Origin of the sequence: Rhodococcus sp. 4CII (assembly GCF_014256275.1) — a bacterium.
GTDB classification, from domain to species: Bacteria; Actinomycetota; Actinomycetes; order Mycobacteriales; family Mycobacteriaceae; genus Rhodococcus_F; species Rhodococcus_F wratislaviensis_A.
This window is the reverse complement of sequence record NZ_JACCFE010000002.1, coordinates 4506242-4524807: the sequence shown is the minus strand read 5'-3', so window position 1 is coordinate 4524807 and position 18566 is coordinate 4506242. Positions and strand designations below refer to the sequence as shown.

The following is an 18566-nucleotide window of genomic DNA, read 5'->3' as shown; positions in this document are numbered from 1 at the left end:
TTGACAAGCACTCAGGGGCGGTCACGCAATGCCCTGCCCTCGCGCACGTAGTTCTCGTACTTCTCGGCGTTCTTGTCCGATACCCGGGTGTCGCGAGGCGGCAATTGCAGTTCCTCCTCGGCGGGCATCCCGGCCTGTAACTCTCGTCCGCGCTCGAGTTCGGCATCGAGTTCCGCGCCGAAGAGGAGTGCCAGATTGGTGATCCAGAGCCAGAGCAGGAACACGATCACCCCGGCCAGCGATCCGTAGGTCTTGTTGTAGCTGCCGAAGTTGGCGACGTAGAGACCGAACAGGACCGACGCGACGATCCACGTCACGATGGCGAGGAACGCACCGGCGCTGATCCAGCGGAATTTCGGCTGCTTCACATTGGGTGTGACGTAGTAGAGGATGGCGACGGCAACCACGACGATGCCGAGGACGAACGGCCAGCGGGCGATGTTCCACACGGTCAGGGCGGTGTCGCCGAATCCGATCGCGTCACCGACCGAGCGGGCGACAGGACCGCTCAGGGCGAGCATCGCCGCGCCGACGGCCACCAGGATCAGACCGGCGACGGTGACCCCCAGCATCAGCGGCCGGAGCTTCCACACCGGACGCCCCTCCTCCACTTCGTACATGCGGTTCATGGCACGTCCGAACGCCCCGATGTACCCGGACGCCGACCACACCGCGCCGAGCAGGCCGAGGGCCAGGGCCATCCCCGCGGTCGGCGTCTCGACCAGTTGCGTGATGGGCGCGCGCAGCGTGTCCACGGCGGAGGACGGCCCGAGATCGTCGACCATCTGCAGGACCGCATCGGTCGTGCGCTGTCCCTGCCCGAACACTCCCAGCAACGAGACCAGCGCAAGCAGCGCGGGGAACAGCGAGAGGACCGCGTAGTACGTCAGTGCGGCCGCGAGGTCGGTGCACTGATCGCGTGTGAACTCGTGCGCCGTCTTCCGGACGACGTACCACCAGGACGGTTTCGTCAGGTCCACAGGCGAATCCGGCTTGCGCGGATCGTCGGGTTCCGGTTCTGCGTGCCGATCGTCTGTCATCGATGACGCCTACCCGAAACCCGGCGCGCGGAAACTGCGACGGGCCGTGCCCGACATTCCGGCATTCGGAAACGGAGTTGGAAACGAGTGACCCGTCCGCCACGGTAAGTGGGTCGTGAGCCACCTCACAGCCCGCCTCCAGGAAGAGCAGGTCCCGCACATGCAATTCGACCTCCGCGAACGCATCGACCACAGCCCGATGACGCGCTACCAATGGGGCGCCATCGCCATCTGCGGTCTACTCAACGTGCTCGACGGCTTCGACGTCCTCGTCATGGCATTCACCGCGCAGTCGGTGTCGCAGGAATGGGATCTGTCCGGTTCGGTCGTCGGACTCCTGCTCAGCGCCGGGCTGTTCGGCATGGCCGCGGGGTCGCTGTTCCTGGCGCCGTGGGCCGACACCATCGGTCGCCGCGCCATGATCCTGCTGTGCCTGGCGCTCGCGTCGACGGGCATGCTGCTGTCGGCGGTCAGTCAGAACGCGATGCAACTCGGCCTGCTCCGTGCCCTCACCGGCGTCGGTATCGGCGGAATCCTGGCCAGCAGCAACGTCATCGCCAGTGAATACGCGTCGAACCGCTGGCGTGGGCTGGCCGTGAGTCTCAACTCCACCGGATACGCCGTCGGCGCGACGGCCGGCGGAATCATCGCCGTCGTGCTGCAGAATTCGCTGGGCTGGCGCACGGTGTTCCTGTTCGGCGGGGTGTGCACGGCCGCGATCCTTCCGATCGTCTTCGTCCGGCTTCCCGAATCGATCGACTTCCTGCTCGTCCGGCGACCGGCCAACGCCCTCGACCGCATCAACGCCTTCGCCGTGCGGGTCGGTCAACCGCGGCTGGACAACCTGCCCGCACCACGCGCCACCGCCACCGCGGACGCCGGATTCGCGGTGCGTGTCCTCCTGTCGCCCGAGCGGCGCCGCCGCACCCTCCTGGTGTGGTTCGCGTTCTTCATGGCGATGTTCGGCTTCTACTTCGTCACCAGCTGGACCCCGAAGCTGCTGGTCGAGGCGGGCATGTCCGCGAATCAGGGCGTCACCGGCGGAGTTCTGCTCAACCTCGGTGGCATCTTCGGTGCGACGCTCCTCGGCGCGCTGTCCGCGCGGTTCGCCCTGAAACGCGTGCTCATCGCCTACATGGCGATCGCCGGCCTGCTCCTGGCGGTCTTCGTCCCCGCCACCGCGTCGATCGTCGTCGCGTTCGGGCTCGGCGCCCTCATCGGCGTCTTCGCCAACGGTTGCATCGCCGGGCTGTACGCGATCACACCGTCGGTCTACTCGCCGTCCGTCCGCGCCACCGGCGTCGGCTGGGGTATCGGCATCGGCCGGGTCGGCGCCATCGCGTCACCGATCGTCGCGGGCGCCCTCCTCGACCGCGACTGGTCACCCACCCAGCTGTACCTCCTCGTCGCCGTGTCCTTCCTCCTCGCCGGACTCGCCGTGTCGCGGCTGCGACTCGAGAAGTCCAGCGTGGACGCCGCCGCGGACGCTCCGCTGACCGCCCACTGAGGCGGCTAGCGGGGCGCAGCGAATCAACGACCGTGGTTGTGCATGACGTGCTTGGTGCGCGAGTAGTCGTCGAGGGCGTAGATCGACAGGTCGCGTCCGTAACCGGATCCCTTGAAACCACCCCACGGAACTTCGTTGGCCAGCACGAGATGGGAGTTGACCCACACCGTTCCGGCGTCGATCCGGGCGGCGACCTCATGGCTACGCCGAGCGTTCTCGGTCCAGACGGACGCCGAGAGACCGAACGGAACGTCGTTCGCGCGGCGGATTGCCTCGTCCTCGTCGGTGAAGGTCTCGATGGTGACCACGGGACCGAAGATCTCCTCACGAGCGCATTCGGCGCCGTCGGATACCCCGACAAGCACGGTCGGTGCAATGAAGTAGCCGGGTCCGTCCAGCGGGGTTCCACCGATCGCGGCGGTGATTCCCTGCCGGGCAGCACGTTCCAGATAGGCGGTGACCCGCTCGAAGTGTGCCTTGGACACCAGGGGCCCGATTTCGACGTCGTCGCCTGCTCCCGGCTCACCGACCACGAACGTGCTCACCTGGTCGACCAGCTTTCGAGTGAACGAATCGGCGACCGACTCGTGGACGAGGATGCGGCATGCCGCACCGCATTCCTGGCCCGAGTTCCAGTAGCCGGCCGCACGCAGCGACACCGCGGCGTCGTCGAGATCGGCGTCGTCGAAGATCACCACGGGTGCCTTGCCGCCCAGTTCGAGATGGACGCGCTTGAGCGTGTCCGCGGCTCCGCGTGCGACGGCCTTCCCGCTGCCCACGGATCCGGTCAGGGCGATCATGTCGATGTCGGGATGCTCGCTCAGCCGCGCCCCCACGGTCGGTCCGAGGCCGGTCACCACATTGAACACGCCCGCCGGAAGCAGGTCGGCGACGAGTTCGGCAAATTTCAATGTCGTCAGCGGGGTCTGCTCGGACGGCTTGATGACCAACGTGTTTCCGGCGGCGAGGATCGGAGCGATCTTCCACGCCGCCATCAGCAGTGGATAGTTCCACGGAGTCACGACGCCGACCACGCCGAGCGGTTCCCGCAGGATCACCGACAGGTGGTTCTCGGCATAGTCCCCGGCAGCCATCGACGTGGTCGCACGCAGCGCGCCCGCCATGAACCGGAAGGTGTCGACGGTGCCCGCCACGTCGTCGTTCGAGACCTCGAAAGGCTTTCCGGTGTTGGCAGATTCGAGCCGAGCCAGCACCTCGGAGTTCTGTTCGATGCGGTCCGCGATGCGGTGCAGCAGAGTCGAACGTTCCTTGGGAACAAGTCCGGCCCAGTCGTTCTCGGCGGCGACCGCGGCTGCAACCGCTCGGTCGACGTCGGCGACGGTCCCCTGGGGTACCGCGGCGATGACCTGTTCGGTACTCGGATCGACGACTTCGGTGCGGGGGCCGGAGGTGTCGACCGCGTCGAAAGCTCCGGCGATGTAGTGCTGGGTCGGCGGCAGATCGTCCCGGACGTTCAATGAACCACCAGCTGCTCGGCTGACGGCGACGTGTCCGGTGAGGGTGGTATTGGACATCGGGGTGAACCTCCAAAATCGACTGGCAAGTGGCGGAATTGCCTTGGGCGGTCAGCTGCGCCGCGGCGGTTAGTTGCGGAAACGCCTCAACGCGAGACGCTGTGTTCGGAGACGGTGTTCGACGCCCAGAACTCGGCTCCTTCGATGCCGAGTGCGGTCGGATCGAAGGTGGGGTCGAGTCCGCGCTTCTTCTGTTGCTCGTAGTCGCGGTACACCCGTCTGACGAGCGGGAAGAGCAACACCAGACAGATGAGGTTGATCCAGGCGATGAGCCCGAGCCCGATATCGCCGATGGCCCACACGAGTCCGGCGTTCACGATCGAACCCAGGAACACGATCACGAGCGTGCCGACCTTGAGGACCATCTTCGATACCGGCCCGTTCCGGCCGTTCAACAGGAACAACAGGTTCGAGTTCGCCACGTAGAAGTACACGATGAGGCAGGTGAAGCCGAACAGGAACACCGCTACCGCGATGAACGCCGCGCCCCACCCGGGCACCAGGGTGTCGATGGCCTTCTGGACCCAGTTCGGTCCGGCCTCCATACCCGGAAGGTTCTCGACGAGGTGCCCGCCCGCACCGTCTGAGACGTTGTACTGGCCGGACACCACCATCATCAACCCTGTTGCCATGCAGATCAGCAGAACATCGATGTAGATGCTGAACGTTTGGACGAGACCCTGCTTGCCTGGGTGGGACGTCCGCGCCGCCGCGGCGGCGAACGTCGCCTCACCGATTCCGTTCGCTGAAGCGAAGACCGCCCGGCGCACGCCCCACGCGACCGCAGCGCCTGCGATGCCGCCCAGCACGGGGTCGATGCCGAAGGCCGAATTCACGATCAGTTTGACTGCGTCCGGCACATTTTCGATGTTCGCGGCGATCACCGCCAGCGCCAACGTCAGGTATCCGATAGCGAGAATCGGCACGAGAGTCTGCGTGACCTTGACGATTCGAGTGGTGCCGCCGAAAATCACCAGAGCAATCATGACGGTCATCAACACGGCCGGCACCCAGGTCGGTGCTCCGAATGCCAGCCGGGCACTCGAGGCAATCGTGCTGACCTGAAATCCGGGGAACAGAAAGCCGTAGCCGACCAGACCGAGAAACGCGACGAGTCCCGCGACCTTGGGAAGTTTCAGTCCGTACTTGATGTAGTACGGCATGCCGCCGATGTCTTCGTTGGCTTTCCTCCGGTCTTCGTCCTCTACCTGACGTTTGAACACCTGCGCGAGGGTTGCCTCGGCGTAGCCGACGGTACAGCCGACCAGTCCGGTCACGGCCATCCACAGCAGAGCTCCCGGTCCACCACCGCCGACCGCCGTCGCGACACCTGCGATGCTTCCGACACCCACTCGGCTGGCGAGTGCGAGTACGAGCGCTTGGAAGGACGACAGTCCTCCTTCGCCTTCGCTGGTCTCCCTCAGCTGTCGGATCATGTCCGGGATGCGTCGGAACTGAATTCCTTTGGTGGCTACGGTGTATGCGACCCCGAGGCCGAGGACCACGTAGGCCATCGGTCCCCAGATGCCGTCCGCCAGGGTTGTGAGTGTCTCGGCCCAGTCGAGGCCCATGACTTAGCCTGTTCCCTTAGCGAGCGTCTTCAACGCCTGTCCTATGTTCCCGACCTGCTCTGCGGAGAGTTCGGCGGTCGGCCGGCGGGGCGCGCCTACGGGTTCGCCCAGCAGAGCGAGACCTGCCTTGACGGCGGGAATGAAGGGAACGGAGATCAGCGCGTCGATCACCGGGTACAGGTCGCGCCATTTGGCGAGGGCGCCGCGCAGGTCGCCGTCGACGATGAGCCGGTTGACGGCGACGATCTCGTCCGGAACCACGTTGGCGGTACCGGCCATGACACCGGCAGCTCCCTCGACGAGGGCACCGTACAGGTACGGATCCCAGCCGATGAACGTGCCGATCACGTCGCTGTGGTGGTGAATCAGCTGCAGCGCCTGTTCCCAGTTCGCGCTCGAGTCCTTGATGTACCGAATGTTGTCGACCTCTTCGGCGAGGGAGCGGACCGTGCCGGGGTCGAGGTTCACACCGGTGACTGCGGGGATGTTGTACAGCATGATCGGCAGCTCCACCGACGAAGCGACATCCTTGATGTACGCCACCGTCTCGTCGACCGAGAGCGGCTCGTAGAACGGGGTGATCAGCATGAGCACGTCCGCGCCCGACTTTTCGGCGGCGCGCGAGAGGCGGATGGCCTCTGCGGTCGACGTGGCACCGGTCTGGGCGATGACGGGAACCCGGCCGTCGGTGTGCTCGATGACCGTGTCGACGAGACGCTCGCGCTCGTCCGATGACAGTGCCCCGACCTCACCGGTCGATCCTGCCGCGACGACGCCGTTGACGCCGGCCTTGATCGAGCGGTCCACCACGCGCTCGAGCTTGTCCGTGTCGATGAGCTCGTCGGCGTCGAACGGGGTGGTCAAGGCGGTGAGGACACCACTGAGTTGTTTGGACATCGAAAGGACTCCTAGATCGTTGAGACGTATTCGGGTGTGAGGACGGTCAGGCGCTGACGGAATGGACGGGAAGCTCGTCTGCGTGACGGGTCTGACGATGGGTGGCGAGCACGCTGACGACCTCCTGGGCCGCGGAGAACCCTGAGGTGATCGAGGTTTCGGTGTAGAGCGTTCCGAGGTAGTCGCCGGCCAGGAAGACTCGACCGGCTCCGCGCGTCAGCGTGGGCTGAAGCTTCGCGCGACCGGGGAAGCTGTAGGGCGATGCGTTCTTCCACCGTGCGGCCTTTGCTTCCACGACGGTGTCGGAGAACCCGGGCCCGAGGATCTGTTCCAGGTCGGCGAGGTGAGTCTTCACAACCTCGTCGTCGCTCTTGTCGAGCAGTGCGCTGCCCAGCGCCGCGGGTGAGAACGTCATGAAGCTGCCGCCGGGCTGGCGGACGGTCTCGGTGCCGCGGACGATGCTCGCCTGGTTGAGCGCGATGGCGAAGGAACGCTTGGGGGCGGCGATGGCGTAGATGTCGTCCCACGGACGCTTCGTCGTTTCGTCGGTGAGGAACGCCGAGCTGACGTGGGGGCCGTACTTGATCTGCGAGAGCGCGTCGCGCAGGTTCTCCGGCAGGTCGACGCCGACGCGGTGGGACACGTCCGCGGTCGTGGCCAGCACGACCGTTCGCGCCTCCACCTCGTGGTCGCGTCCGTCCTGGCGGTAGCGAACGATCACCGAGTCCTTCTTGTGCACGACCTCGTGTACCGCGGCACCCAGCTGAACGCGGTCGCCCAGCGACGCGGCGAGGGCTTCGGTGAGGGTGGACGGGCCGCCGACGATGCCGCGGCTGAGGCCCTGTCCGAAGCCGAGTACCAGGCTGAAGTATCCGATGCCGGCACCCGCCGAGATCTGGTCCATGTTTCCAGCCGACCGGGTGACGGTGGTCTTGAACAGCGCAGCCGCGTCCTCGGGCAGGTCGCCGACGAAGTCGAGGAAGGATTGGTTGTTCGCGAAGTCGTAGATTCGCTGCTGGCGCATCGCGCCGGACTCGCCGGTGCGCTTGCGCACCACGCCGGTGTACTTTCCGACACCGGCAACGACCTTCATGCCGGCCCGCATGGTCGCCACCCGCGCCGACAGCGACATCGGGATCCGGAACGGATACGTGGCGATATGGCCCTTGCGAAGGAACTTCCCGTTCATGGCCAGCGCCTGCAGCGACCCGGGAATGTCGACCGACATGACGCCGGCCTCGTTGAGCAGAGCGTCGGTGGAAGATCCGGGCCCGGCGAAAACGTGGCCACCCCAGTTCAGCCAGTACGATCCGCGTCGTTCGGAACGGATACGTCCACCGACGCGCTCATCGGATTCCAGGACGAGGGTGTCCCAGTGACGCAACCGCCAGCCCGCCGAGAGACCGGCCAGGCCGGCGCCGACTACAACTACATCTCGCACTTCGATACTCCTTCACTGGGGGCCGTGTCTCTCGCCGGAAGTGGTGGCGAGTTCGTGGCAAGTTCGTGCTTCGGGGCGCGCACTCCCGACCTGCAATGGCTCCGTGAGAACACGCAGTCCGGGGCGTCGCCTGATGGGATAAACAGTGATGCCGGTCATACCCGTGCCCTTAGACTAATATGTGATCACAGATCACACAACCCTTGACGTGCAGCCAGGGAGGAGCGTCCTCTCGACCGCTCCGCTTCACCTCGGGACCAGCCTCACCGAGCTGGCGGCCAGGGGTACGCGGCCTCGACATCGTCGGGTACGGGGTAAGGAGCCCTTCGGTCTCCACGGCCGCGATCTGCGGCGGCCGACGGGGACACGGAGGCATGGCGCTCCCCTGCGCCGTTCGGGGGCGCGCCATTGTTTCGGACCGCGTTTCCGAAAGGACAGACGAACGCGACGCTTTCTTTCGGCGCCTGTGGGGTGAAATCTGCGCGGGGTCAATCGGTCTGAGCCTCATTCACCTCAAATAGTGGTACGTCTCACTCGGCTGAGAGCTTGAGCCATATGTGATCACAGATTACGTTCGTGTTACCGAAATGTAAGCGACAGAGTCACTCATGGTCGCGATGCACACCAGATCTTCGGTCCCAGTAGTGGTTCGTTTCCCGGCGGCTGGCGACAGCGCCCGGAACCCGGTGCAGTCCGGGCGAATCGGTACAGGTGACGGGATTCACCCAGAATCCACGAGTACGGCAGTGGAGGAGTTGTTGTTGTGGGAGCGACCAAGGCGAGCCGAAGTGCCACCGCGGCGGGGCTGTTGGCGATTGTGTTGTGGAGTTCGATGGTCGGAATGATCCGTCTGGTCACCGATAGCCTGGGAGCGATCGGCGGTGCCGCGATGATCTACTCCTGCTGCGCGATTCTGTTGTCGGTGACTGTGGGATGGCCCAAGTTCAAGGACTTCAGCCGGACGTATCTCGTCACAGGTGCCGTGATGTTTGCCGCGTACGAGGTGTGCTTCGCCCTCGCAATCGGACTGGCCGATACCCCGAGGCAGGCAATCGAAGTCGGGATCGTCAACTATCTGTGGCCCAGCCTGACGGTGGTGTTCGCGATCGTGTTCGCCGGCCAGAAGGCTTCGCGCCTGATTCTGCCCGGCATCGCGCTGTCCGTGGCCGGCATTGCAGTGGTTCTCGGCGGTGACACCGGGCTGGACATCACCGGCACCATCGACAACGTGCGCTCGAACCCCCTGAGTTATGCTCTCGCGTTCGCCGGCGCACTGATCTGGGCGGGCTACTGCACCGTCACCAAGATGTTCGCGAACGGGAACAACGGCATCACGCCGTTCTTTACGCTGACGGCCGTGTCGTTCTGGTGCATGTACCTCCTGTCAGGCCGCGAGCCCATGCACCTGAGCTTCACCGCAATCGCGGCGACCGTGGTGGCGGCCTGCGCGATCGGCTTCGGCTATGCCCTGTGGAATGTCGGAATCCTTCGCGGAAACATGACGTTGCTCGCCGCGGCCTCGTACTTCACGCCCGTACTGTCCGCCGCCTTCTCGTCATTGATGTTGGCCACGGCACTCGGGCTCACCTTCTGGGTGGGAACCGCCGTGGTGTGCATCGGGGCAATCCTGTGCTGGCTGGCTACCCGCGAACCGAAGGCAGCCGTCGAACTTCCCGAAGAGACCAGCGCACTCGACGAGCAGATTTTCGACGAGCAGCCGGTCGAGGAGACGAGTGTCGAAGAGCCCCTTGTGGTTCGTTCGCTGCTCGATACGCGCGTGGAATGCGCGGTCACCATCGTCAGCGATCACCATTCGGCACCTCGGGTGCCGGTCGACGCCCGGTCAGGAAGCTAACGCCCCAGCAGGACCCCCATGTGAGCGGCAAAGCGTGCGTCAGCACACTTTGCCGCTCACCTGCGTTTCAGGCGTGGACGTGCAGAGGCTTGCCGGCCACGGCGAGTAGGGCCTCACCGAGTGCCTCGCCCTGGGTGGGATGGGCGTGCACGAATTTCGCCGCCTGGGCGGCCTCGACCTGGAAGTTGTAAAGCAGCTGCGCCTCACCGATCAGCTCGCCGACGCGGTCGCCGACCATGTGCACGCCGACGACGACACCATCCGGCGCCACCACGAGTGTGACCGCTCCCGACGTCTTCAGGATCTGACTCTTGCCGTTGCCGGCGAGGTCATAAGTGACGGTCTCGACGTCCCCACCGAATTTCTCGCGTGCCGCGCTCACCGTCAGCCCGACCGACGCCACCTCGGGGTGGGAGTAGGTGACCCGCGGGATCCCGGTCTCGTCGATGACGTCCGGACGGAGTCCGGCGATCTCCTCTGCCACGAAGATGCCCTGCTGGAAACCGCGGTGCGCAAGCTGCAGCCCGGCGACGATGTCGCCGACCGCGTAGACGTTCGGCACCGTGGTGCGCAGTCGGTCGCTGGTCACCACGAATCCCCGATCGAGGACCACTCCGGTCTGTTCGTATCCCATCGAGTCGGTGTTCGGACCGCGCCCGACCGCGACCAGCACGACGTCGGCGTCGAGCACGTCCCCGGAGTCGAGAGTGACGGACACCGAATCGTCGTCCTGCGTCACGTCCGTTACCCGCACACCTGTCTTCGCGGCGATCTTGCGACGACGGAAGGCGCGCTCGAGGTACTTGGAGACGGTCTCGTCCTCGTTCGGCACCAGTCTGGGCATCGCCTCGACGATCGTGACCGACGCACCGAACGACGCCCACACACTCGCGAATTCGACGCCGATGACACCGCCGCCGAGGATGATCGCCTTCTTCGGGACCGACGGCAGCACGAGCGCCTCGTCGCTGGTGACGACCCTGCCGCCGATGGCGATGCCCGGCACCGTCTTCGGCGACGATCCCGTTGCCAGAACCACGGCGGCACCGGTGATCAGCTCGCCGTCGACCTCGACACCGTTGGGCCCGACCAACCGTCCGCGACCGTTGACGACGGTGATGCCGTGCGAGTCGACGAGGCCCTGGAGTCCCTTGTGCAGCCGGGTGACGATCGTGTTCTTGTAGCTCAGCACCTTCTCGAGGTCGACTCCGCCGAACGTGACCTCGACACCGAACTGTGACGCCGTGCGGGCACTGTCGGCGACTTCGGCGGCGTGCAGCAGGGCCTTGGTCGGGATGCACCCCTGATGCAGGCAGGTGCCTCCGAGCTCGTTCTCTTCGATCAGGATCACCGAGCGGCCGAGTTCGGCCGAGCGGATCGCGGCCGCGTAACCGCCGGAACCACCACCGAGGATGACGACGTCTGCAGATCTGGACATGAGTAACTCCTAGCTGGACAGGATGAGGGGTGTGAGGTCAGTGGGTCGAGGTGGCGGCGACGGCCTCCGCGTGCAGACGGCCGGCCCGGTACGACGACCGGACGAGCGGACCGGACAGCACACCGAGGAATCCGATCTCGCGGGCGGTTTGGTCGAGCATCACGAACTCCTCGGGTTTCGCCCACCGCTCCACCGGATGGTGCCGGGCCGACGGCCGCAGATATTGGGTGATCGTGATCAACTGGCAGCCGGCCGCGTGCAGGTCCCGCAGAGCCTGGATCACTTCGTCCGTGGTCTCCCCCAACCCGAGGATCAGATTCGACTTGGTGATCAGGCCGGCCTCCCTCGCCCGGGTGATCACGTCGAGGGAACGCTCGTAGGTGAACCCGGGCCGGATACGACGGAACACCCGGGGAACGGTCTCCACGTTGTGCGCCAGCACTTCCGGGCGGGTGTCGAACACTTCGCGGAGCTGCTCCGGGTTCGCGTTGAAGTCGGGAACGAGCAGTTCGACGCCGGTTCCCGGGCACAGCGCGTGGATCTGCCGCACTGTCTCGGCGTACAGCCACGCGCCGCCGTCGGGTTGATCGTCGCGGGCGACGCCGGTGACGGTGGCGTACCGGAGCCCCATCGTCTGGACCGATTCCGCGACACGCCTCGGCTCGCCCCGATCCAGTTCTGCCGGCTTGCCGGTGTCGATCTGGCAGAAGTCGCACCGCCGGGTGCACTGGCTCCCACCGATGAGGAAGGTCGCCTCCCGGTCCTCCCAGCATTCGAAGATGTTGGGACATCCCGCTTCCTGACACACTGTGTGCAGATCCTCGCGCTCGACGAGCGCGGCGAGCTTCCGGTATTCGGGTCCGGTGCGCATCTGCACCTTCATCCACGGCGGTTTGCGTTCGACCGGTGTCTGAGCATTGCGGACTTCGAGTCGGAGCAGGCGGCGGGTGGCCGGGGATGTTTCCGATGTGGTCATTGGGGGGCTCCTTCGATCAGCCGAGACCGATCGGTATGGAATGTCGGGCGGCGCGGGCAGCACCGCTCGACCGGGAGTGTGAGGGAAGGCGAGCACGCGGCGACAACCGTTGCAATTGCGGTGATCTGGGCTCTCATCGATCGGCGTGTGCGGTCACGTCCGAGCGAAGATCAGTCGAGGATGCCAAACGACGAGGCGTTTTGGCAAGATCGTCGCCGCCCGGCGACCGCGGAGCAGCCCGGGGAGACAAACCCGCCACGCGTGTGTACTGTTTGGCCAACCACAACTGAAGACGCCGTTGACGCGCAGCGGGAGAACCTCCGTTTTCGGAGGCGCCGTAGGAGCAAGTTCCTCCCCGGGAATCTCTCAGGCCCCAGTACCGCAGCGTAGAGGCAACTCTGGAGAACAGAATCGGCCCAGGCCGGTACTTACCGAAGGTGAAGAGCACGCCGTAGCTGCGGTGGGCCCAAACTCTCAGGTTTCAGGACAGAGCGGGGAGGTGCCCCCAGTCGACGTCCGGTGCGGTCCGGACTCAACGAAACCGGAGTCACCTCGTGCCAGTCGAAAGCCGTCACGCGCGCCACGACGCGCCGCTCACCAGCGATTTTCCGTCTCGCCACATCGGTCCCGACGCGTCCGCCACCGAGCGCATGCTCGGCGCCCTCGGGTACGACACGCTCGATCAGCTCATCGATGCCGCCGTACCCGACCAGATCCGCAGCCCGGAGACCCTCGACCTGCCCGCGGCGCGGTCCGAGCAGCAGGTTCTCGCCGACCTTCGCACGCTGTCGGAGCGCAACGAGACCCGCGTGCAGATGATCGGCCTCGGATACTCCGACACCATCACCCCCGCGGTGTTGCGCCGGAACATGCTCGAGTCGCCCGCCTGGTACACCGCGTACACCCCGTACCAACCGGAGATCTCCCAGGGCAGGCTCGAGGCGCTGCTGACGTTCCAGACGGTTATCGAAGACCTGACGGCCCTCCCCCTCGCGGGCGCATCCCTGCTGGACGAGGCCACCGCGGTGATGGAAGCGGTGCTGCTGATGCGCCGCGCGAACAAGTCGAAGTCGTCGACTCCCCGCGTCGTCGTGGACGCCGACTGCCTGCCGCAGACCCTCGCAGTGGTGTGCGGCCGGGCCGGGTCGGTGGGCATCGAGGTCGAGGTGGCCGACCTCTCCGGAGGACTCCCGGACGGAGACCTGTTCGGCGTCGTGTTCCAGGCACCCGGCGCGAGCGGGCACGTGCGCGACCTGGCCCCGCTCATCGCCGCCGCCAAGGAGCGCGGGGCGCTCACCACGGTTGCCGCCGATCTGCTGTCGCTGACGCTCCTCACCCCGCCCGGTGAGCAGGGCGCCGACATCGCAGTCGGCTCCGCCCAGCGCTTCGGTGTGCCCCTGTTCTTCGGTGGTCCGCACGCCGGCTACATGGCGGTCCGCGGCGGTCTCGAGCGGATGCTCCCCGGCCGGCTGGTCGGGGTGTCCGTCGACGTCGACGGCAAGCCCGCATACCGGCTGGCGTTGCAGACCCGCGAACAGCACATCCGCCGCGACAAGGCGACCAGCAACATCTGTACCGCGCAGGCCCTGCTCGCCAACGTCGCCGCGATGTACGCCGCGTACCACGGCCCGGAAGGGTTGCGCGCCATCGCGACTCGGGTACACGCTCACGCGACCGCCGTCGCGGGCGGTCTGCGCACGGCCGGACATTCGGTGGTCCACGACAGCTTCTTCGACACCGTGCTGGTGCGCGTTCCGGCCCGGGCGCGCGAGGTCGTCGATCACGCCGACCGGGACGGCATCAACCTGCGACTGGTCGACGCGGACCACGTCGCGATCGCGTGCGACGAGTGCACCACCGACGAGATCGTGGACCGGGTCCTGTCCGCGTTCGGCGCGGGAGCCCAGGCGGGCACGGCGTCCGGGCTGCCACAGTCGCTGCTGCGGACGTCGAACTACCTGCGGCACCCCGTGTTCCACGAGCACCGGTCCGAAACGGCGATGCTGCGCTTCCTCCGTGCGCTGTCCGACAAGGATCTCGCTCTCGACCGCACCATGATCCCGCTCGGCTCGTGCACGATGAAGCTCAACTCCGCCGTGGAAATGGAACCGATCAGCTGGCCCGGTTTCGCGTCCATCCACCCGTACGCTCCGGTCGAGCAGACCAGCGGCTACCTGCAGCTGATCCGCGGGCTCGAGCGGTGGCTGGGCGAGATCACCGGGTACGACCGGGTCTCGTTGCAGCCCAATGCCGGATCGCAGGGCGAGCTCGCCGGGCTGCTCGCCATCAACGGCTACCACGAGAGCCGCGGCGACCTCAGCCGGGACATCTGCCTCATCCCGCAGTCCGCGCACGGCACCAATGCCGCCTCCGCGGTGCTCGCCGGCATGCGGGTGGTGGTGGTCGCGACGGCGTCGAACGGCAACATCGACCTGGACGATCTGCGCGCGAAGATCGCCGCGCACGAGGGCACGATCGCCGCGATCATGCTCACCTACCCGTCCACGCACGGCGTGTACGAGAACGACGTGCGGACGGTGTGCGATCTCGTGCACGAGGCCGGCGGTCAGGTGTACGTCGACGGTGCGAACCTCAACGCACTCGTCGGCCTGGCCCAGCCCGGCCAGTTCGGCGGCGACGTGTCGCACCTGAACCTGCACAAGACGTTCTGCATCCCGCACGGCGGCGGTGGGCCCGGCGTCGGCCCGGTCGCGGTGCGCAAGCACCTGGCCCCGTTCCTGCCCGGCAACCCGCTCGGCGGCGACCAGCTCGGCACCCCGGTGTCGGCGGCGAACTACGGGTCTGCCGGAATCCTGCCGATCACCTGGGCGTACATCGCGCTGATGGGCCCGGACGGGCTGACGGAGGCCACCAAGACCGCGGTGCTGTCCGCCAACTACGTCGCGAAGTCACTCGACGCGCACTTCCCCGTCCTGTACACCGGGCCGTCCGGTCTGGTGGCGCACGAGTGCATCCTGGACCTGCGCCCGGTCACGAAGGCGACCGGCGTGACCGCCGAGGACGTCGCAAAGCGGTTGATCGACTACGGTTTTCACGCCCCCACCCTGTCTTTCCCGGTCAACGGCACCCTGATGGTCGAGCCGACCGAATCCGAGGATCTGGCCGAACTCGACCGCTTCATCGAGGCGATGATCGCGATCCGCCGGGAAATCGATCTGGTCGGCGAGGGCGTGTGGCCGCTCGAGCGCAGCCCGCTGCGTCAGGCCCCGCACACCGCGGAGCAGGTCACCGCCGACACCTGGGATCTGCCCTACCCGCGCCACCTCGCCGCCTTCCCGGTCGCGTCGCTGCGCGGCAACAAGTACTGGCCTCCGGTTCGCCGCATCGACGGCGTGCACGGCGACCGCAACCTCGTGTGCTCGTGCCCCGCGCCCGAGGCCTTCGAGAACACCACCGACATCGATTCTCCGGCCATCGCCGAGACCCCCGAGGAGGCCTTCGCATGACCCTCACCACCACGTCCGCGTCCCCGCTGCTGAGCGAGCACGGTTCGCTCGGCGCCCACTTCACCGACTTCGCGGGCTGGCAGATGCCGCTGAAGTACGACAGCGAACTCGCCGAACACCATGCGGTTCGCAAGACTGCCGGACTGTTCGATCTCTCTCACATGGGTGAGATCGCCGTCGCCGGACCCGAATCCGGTGCGCTGCTGGACTACGCGCTCGCCGGCGAGCTGTCGAAGATCGGCGTCGGCCGCGCCAAGTACTCGCTGCTCTGCAACGCGGACGGTGGTGTGATCGACGACCTCGTCGTCTACCGTCTCGCCAACGAACAGTTCCTCGTGGTCGCCAACGCCGCGAACGCCCCGGCCGTGTACCGCGAGCTGGCCGCACGCGCCGAGGGTTTCTCGGCGACGGTCGACGACCAGTCCGCCGAGACCGCGCTGATCGCGGTGCAGGGACCGGCCGCGCAGGACATCGTGCAGTCCCTCGTCCCCGACCGGCAGGTTGCCGACGTCGCGGCGCTGAAGTACTACGCGGTCACCCGGGCGGTCGTCGCGGACATCGACGTCCTCCTGGCCCGCACCGGCTACACCGGCGAGGACGGATTCGAGCTGTACGTGCCGAACGAGCAGGCCGTGCAGTTGTGGCGCGCGCTCCTGGATGCCACGACGGCCCGCGACGGCGTCCCCGCCGGTCTCGCCTGCCGCGACACCCTGCGGCTCGAGGCGGGCATGGCGCTCTACGGGCACGAGCTGACCCTCGGCACGAACCCGTACGAGGCCGGTCTCGGCAAGGTGGTCCGGCTGAACAAGGAGTTCGTCGGTCGGGAGGCGCTGCAGACGCTGTCCGAGCAGGCTCCTCAGCGAGTACTCGTCGGCCTCGCGGGCACCGGTCGCCGCGCCGCCCGCGCCGACTACACCGTCCATGACGCGTCCGGTGGCAGCGCGGTCGGCACGATCACGTCCGGCGCCCTGTCGCCGACGCTCGGGCATCCGATCGCGCTGGCGTTCGTCGACGTCGCGCTCCGCGAACCCGGCACCGAACTGACCGTCGACATTCGTGGCAAGAAGGAACCGTTCGTGGTCACCCCGTCGCCGTTCTATCGCCGTTCCTGAACCGTCCCACTCCCTTCGGCCCCGAAAAAGGTGCACCCATGTCTTCAGCAGCTTTCCCCGACGACCGTAGCTACACCGACGACCACGAGTGGGTCCTGATCGCGCCGGGCGCCGCCCTCCCCGACGAACCCGTCCGCGTCGGCATCACCTCCGTCGCCGTCAACTCGCTCGGCGAACTCGTCTTCGTCGATCTGCCGGAGGTCGGCGCCACCATCGTCGCCGGCGAAGCGTGCGGCGAGGTCGAATCGACCAAGACCGTCTCCGAGCTGTATCCGCCGGTCAGCGGTCGGGTGACCCTGATCAACTCCGCCGCCGTCGACGATCCCGGCCTGGTCACCTCCGACCCGTACGGGGAAGGCTGGCTGTTCGCCGTCCAGCCGTCCGATGCCGGAGAGCTTCTCACCGCCGCCGAGTATGCCGAGAAGAACGGGGCGAACGCATGAGCGTCCTGAACCGCGACCTCGCGGATTTCGATCCCGATGTGGCCGCACTCATCGGCAAGGAACTCGAGCGGCAGCGCACCGGCCTCGAGATGATCGCGTCGGAGAACCACGCGCCGCTCGCGGTCATGCAGGCGCAGGGTTCCGTGCTGACCAACAAGTACGCCGAGGGGTACCCCGGACGCCGCTACTACGGCGGATGCGAGCACGTCGACTCGATCGAGCAGCTCGCCATCGACCGCGTCAAGGCGCTCTTCGCCGCCGAATACGCCAACGTGCAGCCGCATTCCGGGGCCACCGCGAACGCGTCGGTGATGCACGCGCTGATCAAACCCGGTGACACGATCCTCGGTCTCTCCCTCGCCGACGGCGGTCACCTCACCCACGGCATGCGCCTGAACTTCTCCGGCAAGCTCTACAACGTGGCCGCGTACGGGGTGTCCGAGAAGGACTACCTGATCGACATGGACGAGGTCGCGAAGGCAGCCCGCGAACACCGACCGCAGCTGATCATCGCCGGCTGGTCGGCCTACCCGCGGCAGTTGGACTTCGCCCGGTTCCGGGAAATCGCGGACGAGGTCGGCGCCTACCTGATGGTCGACATGGCCCACTTCGCCGGACTGGTCGCCACCGGATTTCACCCGTCCCCGGTACCGCACGCGCACGTCGTCACGTCGACGACGCACAAGACCCTCGGCGGCCCCCGCGGCGGGATCATCCTGACCAACGACGCGGCCATCGCGAAGAAGATCAACTCCGCAGTCTTCCCCGGCCAGCAGGGCGGACCGCTCGAGCACGTGATCGCCGGTAAGGCAACGGCATTCAAGATGGCCGCCGAACCCGATTTCGCGGAACGCCAGGAACGCTGCCTCGACGGGGCCAAGGTACTCGCCGAGCGCCTCAGCCGCCCCGACGTCAAGGAAGCCGGAATCAGTGTCCTCACCGGTGGCACGGACGTTCACCTCGTTCTCGTCGATCTGCGGGATGCCGACATCGACGGACAGCAGGCCGAGGACCGGCTCGACGCGATCGGAATCACCGTCAACCGCAACGCCGTTCCGTTCGATCCTCGGCCGCCGATGGTGACGTCCGGACTGCGGATCGGCACACCGGCACTGGCCGCGCGCGGCTTCGGCCGGGACGATTTCGTGACGGTCGCCGACCTGATCGCCCAGGCCCTCGTCGCCCCCGCCGACGCGGACACGACCGGACTGGCAGCTCAGGTCCGCGTCCTCGCGGACAAATATCCGCTCTACCCGGGACTGTAATGAACAGGTTTCCCGGCGC

At 66.7% G+C, this 18566-nt stretch carries 13 protein-coding genes and 1 riboswitch; of the genes, 6 read left to right on the top strand and 7 right to left on the bottom strand.

Annotated elements, in window-relative coordinates:
* Nucleotides 1-11: 11 nt before the first annotated feature.
* Nucleotides 12-1040, bottom strand: a complete 1029-nt coding sequence (locus H0B43_RS21630; RefSeq protein ID WP_185726071.1) for a YihY/virulence factor BrkB family protein — start codon at nt 1038-1040, stop codon at nt 12-14.
* Nucleotides 1041-1200: 160 nt separating this feature from the next.
* Here H0B43_RS21630 and H0B43_RS21625 point away from each other — a divergent pair, with 160 nt between their 5' ends.
* On the top strand, nt 1201-2547 hold the full coding sequence (locus H0B43_RS21625) for an MFS transporter (protein ID WP_185729857.1): 1347 nt from the start codon (nt 1201-1203) through the stop codon (nt 2545-2547).
* A gap of 23 nt (nt 2548-2570) precedes the next feature.
* Here H0B43_RS21625 and H0B43_RS21620 read toward each other — a convergent pair whose 3' ends face one another.
* The 4 genes from H0B43_RS21620 to H0B43_RS21605 form a co-directional block, all read right to left on the bottom strand.
* Nucleotides 2571-4082, bottom strand: coding sequence for an aminobutyraldehyde dehydrogenase (locus H0B43_RS21620; RefSeq protein ID WP_185726072.1), 1512 nt, complete (start codon nt 4080-4082; stop codon nt 2571-2573).
* Nucleotides 4083-4168: 86 nt separating this feature from the next.
* Nucleotides 4169-5653, bottom strand: coding sequence for a sodium:alanine symporter family protein (locus H0B43_RS21615; RefSeq protein WP_185726073.1), 1485 nt, complete (start codon nt 5651-5653; stop codon nt 4169-4171).
* Nucleotides 5654-5656: 3 nt separating this feature from the next.
* Nucleotides 5657-6550 (bottom strand): 4-hydroxy-tetrahydrodipicolinate synthase, encoded by an 894-nt coding sequence (gene dapA, locus H0B43_RS21610; RefSeq protein ID WP_185726074.1) that lies wholly within the window; start codon nt 6548-6550, stop codon nt 5657-5659.
* Nucleotides 6551-6596: 46 nt separating this feature from the next.
* On the bottom strand, nt 6597-7991 hold the full coding sequence (locus tag H0B43_RS21605; protein WP_185726075.1) for an NAD(P)/FAD-dependent oxidoreductase: 1395 nt from the start codon (nt 7989-7991) through the stop codon (nt 6597-6599).
* A 763-nt stretch (nt 7992-8754) separates the two neighbouring features.
* Here H0B43_RS21605 and yddG point away from each other — a divergent pair.
* Entirely contained in the window at nt 8755-9846 is a 1092-nt protein-coding gene (gene yddG / locus H0B43_RS21600; RefSeq protein WP_185726076.1) for an aromatic amino acid DMT transporter YddG, read from the top strand.
* A gap of 67 nt (nt 9847-9913) precedes the next feature.
* Here the strand turns inward: yddG and lpdA are convergent, their stop codons facing one another.
* Both lpdA and lipA read right to left on the bottom strand, forming a co-directional pair.
* The gene (lpdA, locus tag H0B43_RS21595) at nt 9914-11284 is read right to left on the bottom strand and encodes a dihydrolipoyl dehydrogenase (RefSeq protein ID WP_185726077.1); all 1371 of its coding nucleotides are present in this window, start codon (nt 11282-11284) and stop codon (nt 9914-9916) included.
* Between the two features lie 37 nt (nt 11285-11321).
* Nucleotides 11322-12260, bottom strand: a complete 939-nt coding sequence (lipA, locus tag H0B43_RS21590) for a lipoyl synthase (RefSeq protein ID WP_185726078.1) — start codon at nt 12258-12260, stop codon at nt 11322-11324.
* Between the two features lie 299 nt (nt 12261-12559).
* Nucleotides 12560-12652, top strand: a riboswitch (glycine riboswitch).
* A 258-nt stretch (nt 12653-12910) separates the two neighbouring features.
* On the opposite strand from lipA, the gene gcvP reads away from it, so the two are divergent.
* Genes gcvP through glyA form a run of 4 tightly spaced genes read left to right on the top strand, consistent with a single transcriptional unit; the run spans nt 12911 to nt 18547 of the window.
* Nucleotides 12911-15727: an aminomethyl-transferring glycine dehydrogenase gene (gene gcvP / locus H0B43_RS21585; RefSeq protein ID WP_252190071.1), complete on the top strand. Its 2817-nt coding sequence runs from the start codon at nt 12911-12913 to the stop codon at nt 15725-15727.
* The gene (gene gcvT, locus H0B43_RS21580) at nt 15724-16839 is read left to right on the top strand and encodes a glycine cleavage system aminomethyltransferase GcvT (RefSeq protein ID WP_185726080.1); all 1116 of its coding nucleotides are present in this window, start codon (nt 15724-15726) and stop codon (nt 16837-16839) included. The genes gcvP and gcvT overlap by 4 nt, the downstream gene beginning before the upstream one ends.
* Before the next feature lie 38 nt (nt 16840-16877).
* Nucleotides 16878-17282, top strand: coding sequence for a glycine cleavage system protein GcvH (gene gcvH, locus H0B43_RS21575; RefSeq protein WP_185726081.1), 405 nt, complete (start codon nt 16878-16880; stop codon nt 17280-17282).
* The gene (gene glyA / locus H0B43_RS21570; RefSeq protein ID WP_185726082.1) at nt 17279-18547 is read left to right on the top strand and encodes a serine hydroxymethyltransferase; all 1269 of its coding nucleotides are present in this window, start codon (nt 17279-17281) and stop codon (nt 18545-18547) included. Before gcvH ends, glyA begins: the two co-directional genes overlap by 4 nt.
* The last annotated feature ends 19 nt before the right edge of the window (nt 18548-18566 follow it).

Coding starts and splice junctions, on each gene's coding strand:
- H0B43_RS21630 (WP_185726071.1), bottom strand. CDS start 1,040: ATGACAGACGATCGGCACGCAGAACCGGAACCCGACGATCCGCGCAAG.
- H0B43_RS21625 (WP_185729857.1), top strand. CDS start 1,201: ATGCAATTCGACCTCCGCGAACGCATCGACCACAGCCCGATGACGCGC.
- H0B43_RS21620 (WP_185726072.1), bottom strand. CDS start 4,082: ATGTCCAATACCACCCTCACCGGACACGTCGCCGTCAGCCGAGCAGCT.
- H0B43_RS21615 (WP_185726073.1), bottom strand. CDS start 5,653: ATGGGCCTCGACTGGGCCGAGACACTCACAACCCTGGCGGACGGCATC.
- dapA (WP_185726074.1), bottom strand. CDS start 6,550: ATGTCCAAACAACTCAGTGGTGTCCTCACCGCCTTGACCACCCCGTTC.
- lpdA (WP_185726077.1), bottom strand. CDS start 11,284: ATGTCCAGATCTGCAGACGTCGTCATCCTCGGTGGTGGTTCCGGCGGT.
- lipA (WP_185726078.1), bottom strand. CDS start 12,260: ATGACCACATCGGAAACATCCCCGGCCACCCGCCGCCTGCTCCGACTC.
- gcvP (WP_252190071.1), top strand. CDS start 12,911: ATGCTCGGCGCCCTCGGGTACGACACGCTCGATCAGCTCATCGATGCC.
- gcvT (WP_185726080.1), top strand. CDS start 15,724: ATGACCCTCACCACCACGTCCGCGTCCCCGCTGCTGAGCGAGCACGGT.
- gcvH (WP_185726081.1), top strand. CDS start 16,878: ATGTCTTCAGCAGCTTTCCCCGACGACCGTAGCTACACCGACGACCAC.
- glyA (WP_185726082.1), top strand. CDS start 17,279: ATGAGCGTCCTGAACCGCGACCTCGCGGATTTCGATCCCGATGTGGCC.